The following is a 13,306-nucleotide window of genomic DNA, read 5'->3' as shown; positions in this document are numbered from 1 at the left end:
GTATCCGGCTGGGCAGGGAGCGGTGCTGCGCTGCCCAGGACCATGGGGTTCGGCGGGTTCGCTCATCTGAAGGCGAGGAGAGGAGCGCTGGACGTTGCCCTTCTCCCCGGAGCGACGCATACGGTTTGCGGGGTCTCCGTTCCATCCCCTCCGCTGTGCTTCGGTGATTCCACGCCTCTCCGTCACCGTTTTTCCTGCTCGCTTCGCCCGGATGAATCCGTAATGCAATAACCGATGAACCGGACTCCTCATCCTGGCGCTGCAAACCCGAAAGGGCCTCGCAAAAGTCAGGGGCGACCCGGACAGCGCGGCGCGGGGGCCACCCCGCCGCGAAACCGCTGCCCCGCCTCCTGCGCAACCTCCTTTGGGTCTCCTCCTTTTGGAGGAGTGGGATTCACTCCATTTGAATGATGTGCCGGGCGCGCCAAACGGCGAGAGTAGGTGGCAGATGAGCGGGGCACACAAGCTTCCCCTCATCGGGGAATGGCCGCTGGGCCTTCCTGAACGCCTTCTTCGTGGCCCTGGCGGCACACCCAAGCCCTGCAGTTCGTACGCGCGGCTCCCTCGGCGGCGCGGAGGGCTGGCCTATGCCTGAACCTCGCGCCCTTCTCCCTCCTCCGGTGCGCCCGCACCACGAAAGGAACGCTCCATGCCCACCTTCAACCCCCGCAAAGCCCTGCTCCTCACCGCCCTGTTTGCCGCCACCACTGCCGGGTTGCCGGCCTCGGCCGCTCCCGTCTACTTCGACAACGACTCGGGTGCGAGCGGTGTGGTGGACGTGTATGTGGACGGTCAGCTGGTATTCGACGACGTGTTCGCCGACTCGGCGATGATGTTTCCCCGCGAGCTGGCCCGGGGCAAGCATGAGGTGGTGGTCACGCCCTTCTACCTGAAGCTTGGGCAGGGGGACGTGATGCGCGCGAGCGTCAACGTCAGTGACGACCGCGCGTACACGCTGCGGCTGGCCCCCGACAAGGAGGAACTCGCGCTCAAGCTGAGCGCTGGGCACCAGCCGCAGCAGTGAGCGGTCTTCCTCGCCTTCGTGCCCGCTGCGCCTTCACGAAGGCGAGGAACGCTTCTTGACCCAGCGTATTGACGACCTGCGCCGGGGTGAGGCCTGCCTTGCGCGCCACCATCACCCCGTAACGGGCGTCGCACAGGCCAGCGGGCACGTGGGCATCGGTGTTGATGGCAAAGCTCAATTGATCCCGCCAGCGCAGGGCGTCGCGCCAGTCGAGGTCCAGGCGGTAGGGGTTGGCGTTGATCTCCACCACCGTACCTGCCTGGGCGCAGGCTTCCAGCACCCGGTCCAGATCCAGCGCGTAGCTTGGGCGGCGCAACAGCAGGCGACCTGTGGGGTGGCCGAGGATGGTGACCAGGGGATGCGACACCGCCCGGATCAGGCGCTCGGTCTGGGCGTTCCGGTCCAGGGTAAAGGCGGAATGTACGCTCACCACCACATAGTCGAGCTCCGCGAGGTCCTCGTCGGGGTAATCCAGGGAGCCGTCCGTCAGGATGTCCACCTCGGCCCCCGCCAGGATGGGCAGGCCTGCGCGCTGCAGCTCGCGGATTTCGGCCACGTAAGCGCGCAGCCGCTCCAGGCTCAGGCCATTGGCGTAGTGCGCGGCGCGGGAATGGTCCCCGGTGCCCAGGTAAGCGTGCCCCAGTTGCAGCGTTTCCTCCACCATCGCCGGAAGGGTGGCTGCGCCGTCGGACCAGACCGAGTGGGTGTGGAGCATGCCCTTCAGGTTCGCCACCGTCACGAGTTCTTCCGGGGGCGGAAGCGTTTCCCACAGGGCGTTGTGTTCGGGTTCGCGGTACTCAGCGGGGCGCAGGGGGAGTTCCAGGGCGCGGCTCAACGCCGCCTCGGTGGGCGTGGGGAGGAGGGTATCTCCGCGCTTCAGGCCCCGGCCATTGAGGGTCAGCCCATTCGCTTCGGCTCCGGCCTGCCAGGCTTTGCGGTAGGTGCGGCTTCCGGTCATCACGAGGTCCAGGGCACCGCGCGTCTTGGCAGGGCCGAAGCCGATCTCCACGGGCACGCCGTCTACCCGGCCCGTCAGTACAGGCCGGTCTTCCACCGGGGCCAGGGCTTCTACCGCGCTTCCCAGGCGTGACGTGACTTCCTCTGCCGTGCCCGTCACCGTCACCCGCGCCGCCCGCACGGTTTCCAGACCCCGCGCGGCGTCTCCGGCCATGCGGGGGGACAGCCCTTCCAGCCGGGCCATCAGCCCCTCAGATACCCTCACGCCCGCCGAGAGGTGCTGGCGTTCCTGCGCGCCCAGGGCGAACTCCACCGCCTCCAACATAGACGCCGCGCTTTTGGGGCCAAAGCCCTTCAGGGCCGCCACACGTCCGTCGTGGGCGGCCTCCCGCAGCGTTTCCAGCGAGTCTATGCCCGCGTTCCACAGGGCCCGGATTTTCTTGGGCCCCAGTCCACGGACCCGGAAGAGGCTCAGGACACCGGGCGGGACCTGGCTGGCAGCGTCTTCCAGCGGGCCGAAGGTGCCGGTCTGGGCGTAGGCCACCAGATCGGCGGCAATGCCCCTGCCGACTTTGGGCACCCCCGCGAAGCCCGAGGCCACCAGGTCTGTCCCCTCCCCGTCCAGCGCTTCCAGGCTGCGCGCGGCGGCGCGGTAGGCGTTGGCCCGGAACGCTTCCTGCCCCAGCAGGTCCAGCAGATCCGCCGTACTTTTCAGCACGCCCGCCAGGTCCTTTCTCGTGACGCTACTCACGGCGTTCCCGCCCCGTGAACGTCACCACGCGCCCGCCCGCTTCCCCAAGCTGTGCCAGCGCCTCCCGAAACCGGAAGCCGACTTCCTCCGGCTTGTGGGCGTCACTCCCCAGCACGAACGGAACGTTTCTGGCAGCGGCGGCGCGGGTGAGTTCGGGCGAGGGGTACGCCTCCGCCACAGGTTTACGCCAGCCTGCCGTGTTGAAGTCGAGCGCAAGGTCGTGCTCGGCCACCTTATCCAGCGCCCGCAACAGGGCCGACTCGTCCGGCGCGCGGTGCCCGAACTTCTTGGGCAAGTCGAGGTGCCCGATGGAATCGAACAGGCCGCACGCCGCTGCTCCCTCTACCAGCGCCGCGTATTGCCCGTACAACTCGCCGGAATCACGGTCCGCGTACTCGGCCACGAATTCGGGATTGTCGAAGCCCCACGCGCCGATATAGTGGACGCTGCCGATCACGTAATCCCACGCGCACATGTTCAGTACCCGCTCTACGAAGCGCTCGGTGCCGGGGTGAAAGTCCGCCTCCAGACCCAGGCGTACCTCTAGCCGCCCGGCATATTCGGCCTGGACCTCGCGCACGGTGTCCACGTATTCGGCCAGCTGGTCCAGCCGCATCCGCCACGGCGCGTCGTACCACGCGGGCATGGGCATATGGTCCGTGAAGCAGATTCCGGCAAGGCCGGCGTCCAGCGCCGCCTGCGCGTACTCGCGCGGATGCCCGTTCGCGTGGCCGCACAGGGGCGTGTGCATGTGCGAGTCGAAGAGGAGGGAGGGAAGCGTCATGGAGGACAGGGTACGGGATCAGCCCTCCAGCCACCCCTCTGGAAAACGGACAGCGGGAAAGATTGCCCGCGCCGCCGTCAGCATCTCCGCCCACTCCTCCCGGCGATAACGGCGCGAGAGGTGCAGCAGGCACAGGTCCGTCACGCCCGCTGCCCGCGCCAGCGCCGCGCCCTGAACCACTGTGGTGTGGTGGTGCCGGGCCGCGAGGTCCGCGTCCTCCGGGGCGTACTGCGCCTCCATATACAGCGTCTGCACGCCTGAAAGGAGGGGGGCGATCCGCTCCTGCTCGGCCCGGTTCAGCAGAAAGTCGGTCAGGTAGGCCAGGCTCTCGCCGGGTTGGCGCTGGAGGAGCCGGGCGCGCAACTCGTCCGCACCGTGTTCCTCGCCGTGAACGTCGAGCGGCCCCCCCGCTCCCGCTTTCAAGGCGGCCAGCCACGGGCCACCCTTCAACCCCAGCGCCTTCAACGCTTGCGCGTCCACGCTGACCCGCTCCGGTTCCCGCACGACGTACCCCAGGCACAGCCCCTGATGCGAGAGGGGCAGCGCCTCCACGGTCACCTCGGGGGTGCCGATCAGCGGGCTGTCATGGAGGCGAACGCCTTCGGCGTGCATCGTTGCGAACGCCTCTTGCGCCTCGAAGCGGAAGGTACGAATTTCGTGGGCGTCCACGTCATGCGCGCGCCACGTCCCGCGCAGCTCGGGCGCGTGGTTCCACCAGTAGCCCTGGAAGCGGTGACCCAGTATCTGCGCGGTGCCGGGTGGTCCCCAGATGTGGTTCTCACGTCCGGGCGGCCCCGAATAACGGTCAAAGTTCGCCCGAAAGAAGGCGTCGAAGCCCGCCACGTGATCGATATGCAGGTGCGAGAACAGCAGGTGGTCTATCTGCTGCACCTCCGCAAGCGGCAGCGTCGACACGGTGTTCATCCCGCAGTCCAGCAGCAGCCGCGTCCGCCCCTGCCCGCTGTCCGCGGTGACGAAGAGGGCGTTGTCCTCGGTCGGGCGGCCCAGAACCTGAGCGTTGAGCATGCGTGACCTCCAGAGGCTGTTCAGGTTACGGGACGGATGCGAAAACCACCTGCGCCTCCTGGCCTGCGGGGCGTAGGTCAGTCGGCGGGCGTCGGGGCGGGGACGGGGCGCGCCCTTCCCCCCACCACATGCAAGACCAGCCCCCCAAACACCAGCAAGGCCCCCAGCGCCTTGAGGGGTGGAAAGCCCTCGTGGTACACGGCGGCGCTCGCCAGCATGCCGAACACGGGCACCAGCAGGGACAGCGGCGCGACGCGCGACGCCCCATGCTGCTGAATCAGGCGGCTCCAGATGCCGAAGCCCAGCACCGTGTTGCCCAGCCCCATAAACAGCACGGCGGCCCAGAAGGCGAGGTCCGAATGCGTCAGCGTGTGCGCCACGGCGGACCACCCGGCGCTCAGCCCGGCGAGCAGGGTCAGCGGAATGGGCGCGACGAGGCTGCTCCAGATCACCAGCGCGAACACGTTCGCCCCACCCGACGCCCGCACCAGCAGGTTGCTCACCGCCCACCCCAGCGCCGCCACCAGCGTGAGCAGCAGGCCCCCGAGGGTTACGTCCCCGCCCGCCGCTGTGCCGATCAGGGCCATTCCGCCGAACGCGAGCGTCATGCCCAGCATCTGCGGCGGCGTGATGCGCTCGCCCAGAAAGCGGGCCGCCAGCAGCGCCGTGAAAAACGCCTGCGTCTGCATCAGCAGCGAGGCCACCCCCGCGCTCATGCCCAGTTGCACGGCGAGGTACAGCAACCCGAACTGGATGACGCCCACCGCCAGTCCATAGCCCCACAGGACGCGCGCCGGAACTTGCGGACGCGGCACGAACAGCACGGCGGGAAAGGCCGCCACCGTGAAGCGCAGCGCCGCGACGAGCAGCGGCGACGCCCCCGCCACGGACCACTTGATGACCACGAAATTCACGCCCCAGATGAACGTGATCAGCAGGGCGAGCAGCAGGCTCCGGAGAGGCAGAGAAGACGACGCCATGACGCCCCGGAGTGTACGCTCCTTGTGTCCACTGTCGTGCCGCTATGTGGGACGGGGAGCATAGAGAAGTTATGCAACTTTTGTGCTTAATTATGTATCCTCTTTCTCTATGACGAAGGCCACCACCCCCCGTAAGAAGTCGCCCAGCAGTTTGAAGAGGGGTGAGGCGGTCCAGGCCACACCTGTCGCCTCAGCGAATAATCCTGCGCTGCTGACGCCTGAGACGCTCCCTGTCCCCGTGATGGCCGGGCGAGACTTCCTGAGCAACCTCGACATGACGGCCGAAGAGCTGCGCGCCGTGATGGACACGGCCCACTCTATGCGCCGGGGCGAGTGGAGGGGGGTAAAGCCCCTGGCCGGCCTCAGCCTCGCGCTGATTTTCGAGAAGGCGTCCTTACGCACCCGCACCACCTTCGACGTGGGCATGTACCAGCTCGGTGGGCACGCCATCACCCTCAGCAACCAGGAAATCGGCCTGGGCACCCGCGAGCGGGTCAGCGACGTGGCCCGCAACCTGGAACGCTGGGTGGACGGCGTGATGGGCCGCGTGTACCTCCAGCAGACGCTGCACGAACTGGCCGACCACGCCTCTATTCCCGTCATCAATGGCCTGAGCGACATGCTGCACCCCGCACAGCTGCTCGCGGACTACCAGACCATCGAGCAGGAGTTCGGGCCGGACCTGCGCGGGCGGCGCGTGGTGTACATCGGGGACGGCAACAACCTCGCCAACAGCCACATTCACCTTGGGATTCTGACGGGCAGCGACGTCACCATCGTGACCCCCGTGGGTTACGAACCTAACGCGGGCGTGCTGATGGACGCGGTGAAGGCGGGCGTACAGATCAACCTGACGCACGACCTCGCGGCGGTGGAGGGCGCGGACGTGCTGTACACCGACGTGTGGATCAGCATGGGCCAGGAGGCCGAGGCCGACATCCGCCGCCGGGCCTTCCGGGGCTATCAGGTCACGCCGCAGATGTTGGAGCGCACCGCTCCGGACGGCATCTTCCTCCATTGCCTGCCCGCGCACTACGGCGAGGAAACGGTGCCGGAAGCCACCGAGCACCCCAAGAGCCGCGTGTTCGATCAGGCTGAAAACCGCCTGCACGCGCAAAAGGCGCTGCTGTATCACGTGATGGGCGAGATGCGGCCCCGGTGGTAAAACGGTGCCCATGACAGCTGGCGTGGTGGAGGAATGGCTGAACCTCGTGAATGGGCGTGACGAGGTGGTGGGCCGCGTGATGCGGGAGGAGGCGTGGGCCAGTCGGCTGCCGGTGCGGGTGGTGAACGCCTTCCTCATCAACTCCAGGGGTGAACGCTGGATTCCCCGCTGCGCGGAGAACAAGCGCGTGTTTCCCATGCGTCTGGAGGTAGACGCGCTGGAATGGCGTGAGGTCGGCGCTTTTTCCCCCTTTTGGACGTTACTCAGCACCTTTATGCGCGTCTTCGAAAGTTGCAGCGACCTTGCGCCCGACTTCCGCCGCGAGGACTTCTCGGAGGCGTTCTGGTTGAGGCCCCGGCAATTGCTGGCGCGCATTGCCGCAGGTGACCGCGCCAAAGGCGATCTGGCCAAGCGGGTGCAGCGTTGCGACGGGGAAGGAGAAGCGTGACGCCTCCCGAAGAAGGGCAGGCCTCCACCGACGCGCGGCGCCTTGGAGGCCGTGTCCACATCGTCGGGCGCGCCATGTACGGACTGCGCCTCAAGGCAGAGGCGCACGGCGGCATCTGGGAGCCGGGCGGGGCGGACTGGCAGGCAGACCTTCAGGCCGGCACCCTGACCTTGACCACCGAACGTCTGCAGGCCAAATGCTCGGTGCAGGAGGTGGGGGCGTACGGCACGGTGGCGGGCACCTGGCTGTGCGGCTGGGACCACCCGCCGTTGTCCCCTGCCCTACGGCAGGATGCGGAGCGGGTCCTCGCTTTTGCCCACGGGCATGGCCCGGCCGCGTTGACCGAGGGTACCCTGACCCGCGGTCAGGCGGACGCCTGGCACTTCGCGGCGCCCGCCTTTATGACGTTCGGCGATGTGCGGCTGGGGGCCGGGCCATGATCCTCCGCACCGCCCCTCACGTGACCCTGCGTGCCCTCCGTCCGGACGACGCCCCCATCCTGGCCGCGTACCGCAACCATCCCAGCGTGTCCCGCTATCAAGCGTGGCCGCTGCCCTACCCACCCAGCGCCGCGCAGGCCCTCACCGCCGCCATGCAGGGCCGCGCCCCTGGGGACGACGGATGGACGCAACTCGCGTTGGCCGACGCTGCAACGGACACCTTGCTCGGGGACGTGGCCGTGCGTGGCGCGGGCGAACAGGCTGAAATTGGCGTGACCCTCGCGCCACACGCGCAGGGCCGGGGGGTTGCCACCTCGGGCCTGACCCTGCTGCTCGATCACCTGTTCGGAGAGCGGCAACTCCACCGCGTCTACGCCTCCACCGATCCCCGTAATCTGCCTGTGGCCCGCCTGCTCACCCGCCTGGGGTTTCGGCACGAGGGCACCGCCCTGGAGAGCTACCTGCACCGGGGCGAGTGGACCGACGACGCTACATACGCCCTGCTCGCCCGCGAGTGGCGGGCCAGAAAGGAACGCCCTTGACCCCCCGCATCTTTATCGACGGCGAGGCCGGAACCACCGGCCTGCAAATTCGCGCCCGCCTGCAAGGCCGCACCGATCTGGAGGTGCTGAGCATCGCCCCCGCCCGCCGCAAGGACGTGGAAGCTCGCCGGGAGTTGCTCAATGCCGCCGACGTGGCGGTGCTGTGCCTCCACGATGATGTGGCGCGCGAGGCCGTGGCCCTGATCGAGAACCCAGCCACAAAGGTGCTGGACGCCAGCAGCGCCCACCGCACCGCGTCCGGGTGGGCTTACGGCTTTCCCGAGCTGATGCCGGAAAGCCGCGCCGAGATTCGCTCTGCCCGTTACGTCAGCAATCCGGGATGCTACGCCACGGGCGCGATTGCCCTCCTGCGTCCCCTGACCGACGCGGGCCTGTTGCCGCACGACACGCATGTCAGCGTGCAGGGCTTCTCCGGCTACTCGGGCGGAGGGCGCACGCTGGTGGATGCCAACGAGGGCAGAGGAGGAGGAGAGGCGCACCCGATGGCAGGCCCATTCAAAAGCTACGCGCTGACCCTCACGCACAAGCACCAGCCCGAGATGGCCCGGCACGGCGGCCTGACCCACACCCCCCTCTTCACGCCGCATGTCGGCGGGTGGCGTCAGGGGATGCTGGTGCAGATTCCGCTGCACCTCGGGCCGTTGGGAGTGAAGGCCGAGGGGCTGCACGCGGCTCTGGTCAGGCACTACGCCGGGGAACGCTTCATCCGCGTCATGCCCTTTGAGAGCGGCAAACCCGCAGACCCCATCCTCGATCCGCAAGCGCTGAACGGCACGAACGGGCTGGAACTGTTCGTTTATGCCAGCCCGGGCGGAGAACACGCGCTGCTCGTCTCGCGCCTCGATAACCTCGGCAAGGGGGCCAGCGGCGCGGCGGTGCAGAACCTGGACGTGATGCTGGGGCTGGAAGCGGCGGGGCACGATTACCGGGTGCCGGAAGGCGTGTAGGGAGAAGGCAAGGGGTGGCGGCCCGCCCCCTCGCGTCCGCTTTGGCCGTACTCTGCGTGAATGGCCCGCCGCCCTTCCCAGTCCACCTGGCCTGACCCCCAGCCCGAAGCCGAACCGTTGACCTGCGCCCTGTGCGGGCGCGAAACACCGGCCTTGACGCAACATCACCTGATGCCGGTGCTTCAGGGCCGCCGCAAGGGCATGAAGGTGCAGGACCTGCCCACCGTCGGGCTGTGTTCGGCCTGTCACGGCTACGTTCACAGCACGTTTTCCGGCGCGGACCTGTCTGGGCCCTACAGCACCCTCGAGGCCCTGAATGAACACGAGGGCGTCACGCGCTTCGTGAAGTGGGTTCGCAAGCAGCCGGTGACCAAGGGGGTCAAGATCAAGTGATGCGGGCGGCGGCTCAGTCCTCTGCGGTCAGCGACACCACCTGAATCTCGCCGTACACGCCGCTCTGTTCGGCGCTGAAGGTGCCCTCCTTCACGCCTTCAAGCAGGGCAGCGAAATACGTGGTCTGCTCGCCCCAGTCCTGCGTGGGAATCCCGGCAAAGGTAAAGGTCCGCAGCCGCTTGCCAAACGCGCGCAGGGCGGTCAGGGCGTCGGCCAGCGTCAGGCGGTCCCGCGCCAGCAGGGGCACCTCCACTTGCCGCACGGCGTTCTGCGCGGCCCGAACCAGTTTGGCGAGGCTGCCCTGCGGGTTGTTCTCGCGCGCCCGGCGTGGCAGCGCCACCGGAAAGGGCCGCGCGGGAATCAGGCCCTCGCGCTCCCGGCGGCGGGCCGACAGGAAATTCACCAGCGCGTCGAGTTCGGCCAGCGCTTCCACACCTTCCACCACCTCATCCAGAAGCTCGGCGTCCCAGTCCTCACCGGGAGGCGGATCCGGCTCGGGTTGGGGCAGCAGCAGCCGGGCTTTCAGGGCGATCACGTTTGCCAGGGCGGGCAGGGCTTCGGGGTGGGCTTCCAGGCTCCCGCTCTGCGCGGTGGCCCATGCCAGCACGTCCCGCGTCAGGGCCAGCAGGGGCACGTCTTCCGGCAGGAGTCGCCCTGCCCGCAGCGCCGAGGCGAGTTCCGCGAGTGTCCCCCCGAATCCGGGAAGCCGGACGGTAAAGCTGGTCGCTCCGGCGGCAGGCGGAGGAACCGCCGCGGTCATCCCCGCCCCCCTTGCCCTGCGTCTCCCCCCATCAGAGCTTTAGGAACCCCACCTTCTCGCGCACCTCTTCCATGACGGGCCGGGCGATCTCGCGGGCCAGCCGGGCCCCTGTGGCGAGGGCGTCGCGCACGCGGTCCGGATCGGCCCGCAGGTCGGCGGCGCGGGACTGCAGTGGCTCCAGTTCGCGCCGTACGCCTTGCATCAGCATCTTCTTGCAGTCCACGCAGCCGATCCCGGCGGTGCGGCAGCCCTGGTACACCAGTTCGATGGTCGGCAGGTCCGAAAAGAGCTTGTGGTAGTCGCCGATCAAGCACTTGTCGGGATCTCCCGGATCGGTGCGGCGCACGCGGGCCGGGTCGGTGGGGGCCACCCTCAGCTTCTGCCAGATGGAATCCATCGGCTCCAGAATGCCCAGGGTGCTCGCGTCGCCCTTGCTCTTGCTCATCTTGCCGTCGCCGTCCACGCCGGGAATCCGCAGGGCGTCTTTGGCCAGCACGGCCTTGGGCTCGGGGAAGGTTTCGCCGAAAGACGCGTTGAACTTGCGGGCGATCTCGCGGGTCAGCTCGATGTGCTGCACCTGGTCCTCGCCCACGGGCACGGTGTCGGCCTTGTACAGCAGGATGTCGGCGGCCTGAAGGACCGGATACATCAGCAGGCCCGCCGGAATGCTTTCCAGCTTGCCCGCCTTGTCCTTGTACTGGGTCATGCGCTCCAGCTCGCCCACCGGCGTGATGACGGTAAAGAGCCAGCCCAACTCGGTGTGCTCGGGAACGTGCGACTGGGCGAAGAAAATCACCTTCTCCGGGTCCAGCCCCGAGGCCATGTTCGCCAGCGCCATCTCGAAGGTGCGCTCCGCCAGCCGTGCCGGATCGTAGGCCCCCGGATTGGTGGGCGCATGGAGGTCGACGACGCAGTAGATGGCGTTCTTGCCGTACTCCTCGCCCAGCCTCACGTAGTTGCGCATGGCCCCGAAGTAGTTCCCGATGTGCGGATCGCCCGTCGGCTGGATTCCTGAAAACACGCGAGGCATATAGGGCAGGATTCTAGCGGGCCGGGGGCGTGGGAATGGGGGGAGCGGTACAGCAGAAGGGCCGGGGGGGCCGAGAGCAGAAACGCAACGAAGGCGGCCCCCTGTTCGGGAAGCCGCCTTGCTCGTGAGGGGGGAAGGGTTAGGGCTTGGTGCCGCCCGTCGCCGGGGTGCTGCTGCCCGCACCACCGGTGCTGCCCGTTCCCGCCTTGGGCGTTTCCTTCTTGGGCTCGGCTGCCGCCACGCGCTTGGCCTGGTCCGCCAGAATCTTTTTCAGGTTGTTCACGGGCTTCAGGGCCGCGACTTCCTTCGCGAGGAAGGCCTGCCCGGCCTCCTGCTTCTTCTGGTTCAGCACCTGCGTCTCAATCTGACTGCGGACCTTGGCGAGGGGCTGTACGTTGGCCTTTTTCAGGTCCGTCACGTAGGCCACCACGAAACGTTGGCCCACCTTCAGGGGTTCGCTGAGGCTGCCTTCGCCGGCGGACTTGAAGTTCTTGCCCGTGAAGACGACCGACTCCAGCGCCGGGTCGAGGGGGCCGGGCGTCTGAGCGGTGCCCGGCGCGACTTCGCCGCGTTCGCTGACGGTGCCGCCGAGTGTGGCGGCCGCCGTCACCACGTCGCCACCGCTGTAGCTCTGGCGGAAGGCGAGCGCCTGCGCGCGGTCCGTGAAGCTGACCTCCGTCACGTTGGCGCTGGCGGGCGTCTCGAATTCCTTGCTGTTCTTGCTGTAGAACGCCTGGATATCGCTGTCGGTGACCTTCACGTCCCTGGCTCCGTAAGCGGCCAGAGCGGCGGCGATTTCAGCGCGGGGACCCGTCAGCGCCAGTTTCTTGGCCGCAGCGATCTTGGGCGCCGCGTAGACCGCGATCAACTGCTCGACGACCTGGGGCTTGAGCAGGTTGTTCACCAGCGGCGCGGCCTGCTCGGCAGGTACCTGTCCCAGCAGGCTGGAGAACTGCTCGTTGCCCGCGATCTGGGCCACCACGTCCGAGTAGGGAATGTCTTGCCCCGCCACACTCGCCACCGACGGGTTCTGCGTCTTCCAGTTGGGGTCCGTGGCCTCGATCTTCTCGGCGCGCTCGGTGTCGGTGAGCCAGCGCTCCACCACCGCGTTCTTCTTCGCTTCGTTCACGGCCGTTACGGCGTCTGCCTTGGCCTGGTCAAAAGGCTTGGTGCCGGGCGCGAGGTACTTTTCCACCTTCACGATGTAGAACTTGCCGCCGCTCTCCAAGACGTCGGTCAGCCCGCCCTGCTGGAGGGCGAAGGCCGCCGTGCCCACCTCGGTCGGCAGCGCGACCTGGGCCACGGCGCGGGGCTGGCCGTTCTCGATAGGTCCCAGTGCCCCGCCGCGCGCCTTGGTGGTGGCGTCGGTGCTGTTGGCGGCGGCCAGTGCGGCAAAGTCGGCCCCACCCTTGAGCTGTTTGAGGAGCTCCGCCGCCTTGGCCTTGTCGTCCAGCACGATCTGTCGGCCCACGATCCTGGCCTCGGTGGCGAACTTGTCGGGGTGCAGGTCGTAGTACAGCCTGGCCTCGGCGTCCGTGGCAGGCTGGGCCGTCTTTTTCAGCTCCTCGACCTTGCGCTGCACCATCAGCTGATCGCGCACCTGCGCGCGGAACCGCGAGTCGGTCAGTCCCGCGCCCTGCAGCGCGTCGGTCCAGGCCTTGTCGTCGGTCAGCTGGTTTTGCTCGCGGACCTTCTGGACCTCAGCGTTCACGTCCGCGCGGCTGACGTCGATGCCCTTGGCTGCCTGCGTCATGGCGACTTGCCGGGCCTTTTGCGCAACCACGAGCGTCTTGAAGTCGTCGTTCAGGGGGCCTGTCGTCACGCTGCTCAGCACCTGGTTGCCGCGACGCAGCGATTCGAGGTCCTCGGCGGTGACGGTTTCGCCGTTCACCGTCAGGGCGGGGGTGCCCTCCTGCTTCTTGCCGAACAGCGACCCCAGGTTCGGGGTGAACTGGTAGGCCATGCCGACCACCAGCATGAGTGCCAGAACGCCCAGCAGGACGTTCACGACCTTCTTGTTCTTCACTTGATCTCCTCC

General features: G+C 67.9%; 14 protein-coding genes. 7 read left to right on the top strand and 7 right to left on the bottom strand.

Annotated elements, in window-relative coordinates; translation table 11 throughout:
- The first annotated feature begins 649 nt into the window (after window positions 1–649).
- A complete protein-coding gene (locus B9A95_RS24845; RefSeq protein ID WP_084049719.1) occupies window positions 650–1,024 on the top strand; it encodes a hypothetical protein in 375 nt (124 codons plus the stop codon).
- Here the strand turns inward: B9A95_RS24845 and B9A95_RS24840 are convergent.
- The 4 genes from B9A95_RS24840 to B9A95_RS24825 all read right to left on the bottom strand — a co-directional run bounded on the left by B9A95_RS24840 (window position 990) and on the right by B9A95_RS24825 (window position 5,522).
- Window positions 990–2,732: a DNA polymerase/3'-5' exonuclease PolX gene (locus B9A95_RS24840; RefSeq protein ID WP_084049718.1), complete on the bottom strand. Its 1,743-nt coding sequence runs from the start codon at window positions 2,730–2,732 to the stop codon at window positions 990–992. The genes B9A95_RS24845 and B9A95_RS24840 overlap by 35 nt on opposite strands.
- On the bottom strand, window positions 2,725–3,516 hold the full coding sequence (locus tag B9A95_RS24835; RefSeq protein ID WP_084049717.1) for a histidinol-phosphatase HisJ: 792 nt from the start codon (window positions 3,514–3,516) through the stop codon (window positions 2,725–2,727). The genes B9A95_RS24840 and B9A95_RS24835 overlap by 8 nt, the downstream gene beginning before the upstream one ends.
- 18 nt (window positions 3,517–3,534) lie before the next feature.
- Window positions 3,535–4,542: an MBL fold metallo-hydrolase gene (locus tag B9A95_RS24830; protein WP_084049716.1), complete on the bottom strand. Its 1,008-nt coding sequence runs from the start codon at window positions 4,540–4,542 to the stop codon at window positions 3,535–3,537.
- 77 nt (window positions 4,543–4,619) lie between these two features.
- Window positions 4,620–5,522: an EamA family transporter gene (locus B9A95_RS24825; RefSeq protein ID WP_084049715.1), complete on the bottom strand. Its 903-nt coding sequence runs from the start codon at window positions 5,520–5,522 to the stop codon at window positions 4,620–4,622.
- A 241-nt stretch (window positions 5,523–5,763) separates the two neighbouring features.
- Between B9A95_RS24825 and argF the strand changes: the two genes are divergently transcribed.
- From argF to B9A95_RS24795, 6 genes are read left to right on the top strand one after another with little or no spacing between them, the layout of a single operon-like run.
- Window positions 5,764–6,687, top strand: coding sequence for an ornithine carbamoyltransferase (gene argF, locus B9A95_RS24820; protein ID WP_084049714.1), 924 nt, complete (start codon window positions 5,764–5,766; stop codon window positions 6,685–6,687).
- A 10-nt stretch (window positions 6,688–6,697) separates the two neighbouring features.
- On the top strand, window positions 6,698–7,135 hold the full coding sequence (locus B9A95_RS24815; protein WP_084049713.1) for an NUDIX hydrolase: 438 nt from the start codon (window positions 6,698–6,700) through the stop codon (window positions 7,133–7,135).
- A complete protein-coding gene (locus tag B9A95_RS24810) occupies window positions 7,132–7,575 on the top strand; it encodes a DUF6882 domain-containing protein (protein WP_084049712.1) in 444 nt (147 codons plus the stop codon). Before B9A95_RS24815 ends, B9A95_RS24810 begins: the two co-directional genes overlap by 4 nt.
- The gene (locus tag B9A95_RS24805; protein ID WP_084049711.1) at window positions 7,572–8,117 is read left to right on the top strand and encodes a GNAT family N-acetyltransferase; all 546 of its coding nucleotides are present in this window, start codon (window positions 7,572–7,574) and stop codon (window positions 8,115–8,117) included. The genes B9A95_RS24810 and B9A95_RS24805 overlap by 4 nt, the downstream gene beginning before the upstream one ends.
- Window positions 8,114–9,085, top strand: coding sequence for an N-acetyl-gamma-glutamyl-phosphate reductase (gene argC / locus B9A95_RS24800; RefSeq protein ID WP_084049710.1), 972 nt, complete (start codon window positions 8,114–8,116; stop codon window positions 9,083–9,085). Before B9A95_RS24805 ends, argC begins: the two co-directional genes overlap by 4 nt.
- 60 nt (window positions 9,086–9,145) lie before the next feature.
- A complete protein-coding gene (locus tag B9A95_RS24795) occupies window positions 9,146–9,478 on the top strand; it encodes an HNH endonuclease (RefSeq protein WP_084049709.1) in 333 nt (110 codons plus the stop codon).
- A gap of 13 nt (window positions 9,479–9,491) precedes the next feature.
- Here the strand turns inward: B9A95_RS24795 and B9A95_RS24790 are convergent, their stop codons facing one another.
- From B9A95_RS24790 to B9A95_RS24780, 3 genes are all read right to left on the bottom strand, one after another.
- The gene (locus B9A95_RS24790; protein WP_084049708.1) at window positions 9,492–10,238 is read right to left on the bottom strand and encodes a segregation and condensation protein A; all 747 of its coding nucleotides are present in this window, start codon (window positions 10,236–10,238) and stop codon (window positions 9,492–9,494) included.
- Between the two features lie 31 nt (window positions 10,239–10,269).
- Window positions 10,270–11,268: a tryptophan--tRNA ligase gene (trpS, locus tag B9A95_RS24785; protein ID WP_084049707.1), complete on the bottom strand. Its 999-nt coding sequence runs from the start codon at window positions 11,266–11,268 to the stop codon at window positions 10,270–10,272.
- A gap of 139 nt (window positions 11,269–11,407) precedes the next feature.
- Window positions 11,408–13,294 carry a peptidylprolyl isomerase gene (locus B9A95_RS24780; RefSeq protein ID WP_084049706.1) on the bottom strand — a complete coding sequence of 629 codons (1,887 nt, stop codon included), beginning with the start codon at window positions 13,292–13,294 and terminating at the stop codon, window positions 11,408–11,410.
- Window positions 13,295–13,306 lie beyond the last annotated feature (12 nt).

The sequence above is a fragment of the Deinococcus hopiensis KR-140 genome (genome assembly GCF_900176165.1).
Classification (GTDB): Bacteria; Deinococcota; Deinococci; order Deinococcales; family Deinococcaceae; genus Deinococcus; species Deinococcus hopiensis.
This window is presented reverse-complemented; position numbering and strand designations above follow the sequence as displayed.

What these genes read in the sequence shown, in the direction of transcription:
- B9A95_RS24805 (WP_084049711.1), top strand. Translation starts at nt 7,572, where the DNA reads ATGATCCTCCGCACCGCCCCTCACGTGACCCTGCGTGCCCTCCGTCCG.
- B9A95_RS24845 (WP_084049719.1), top strand. Translation starts at nt 650, where the DNA reads ATGCCCACCTTCAACCCCCGCAAAGCCCTGCTCCTCACCGCCCTGTTT.
- B9A95_RS24795 (WP_084049709.1), top strand. Translation starts at nt 9,146, where the DNA reads ATGGCCCGCCGCCCTTCCCAGTCCACCTGGCCTGACCCCCAGCCCGAA.
- argF (WP_084049714.1), top strand. Translation starts at nt 5,764, where the DNA reads ATGGCCGGGCGAGACTTCCTGAGCAACCTCGACATGACGGCCGAAGAG.
- B9A95_RS24825 (WP_084049715.1), bottom strand. Translation starts at nt 5,522, where the DNA reads ATGGCGTCGTCTTCTCTGCCTCTCCGGAGCCTGCTGCTCGCCCTGCTG.
- B9A95_RS24830 (WP_084049716.1), bottom strand. Translation starts at nt 4,542, where the DNA reads ATGCTCAACGCTCAGGTTCTGGGCCGCCCGACCGAGGACAACGCCCTC.
- B9A95_RS24815 (WP_084049713.1), top strand. Translation starts at nt 6,698, where the DNA reads ATGACAGCTGGCGTGGTGGAGGAATGGCTGAACCTCGTGAATGGGCGT.
- trpS (WP_084049707.1), bottom strand. Translation starts at nt 11,268, where the DNA reads ATGCCTCGCGTGTTTTCAGGAATCCAGCCGACGGGCGATCCGCACATC.
- B9A95_RS24835 (WP_084049717.1), bottom strand. Translation starts at nt 3,516, where the DNA reads ATGACGCTTCCCTCCCTCCTCTTCGACTCGCACATGCACACGCCCCTG.
- B9A95_RS24790 (WP_084049708.1), bottom strand. Translation starts at nt 10,238, where the DNA reads ATGACCGCGGCGGTTCCTCCGCCTGCCGCCGGAGCGACCAGCTTTACC.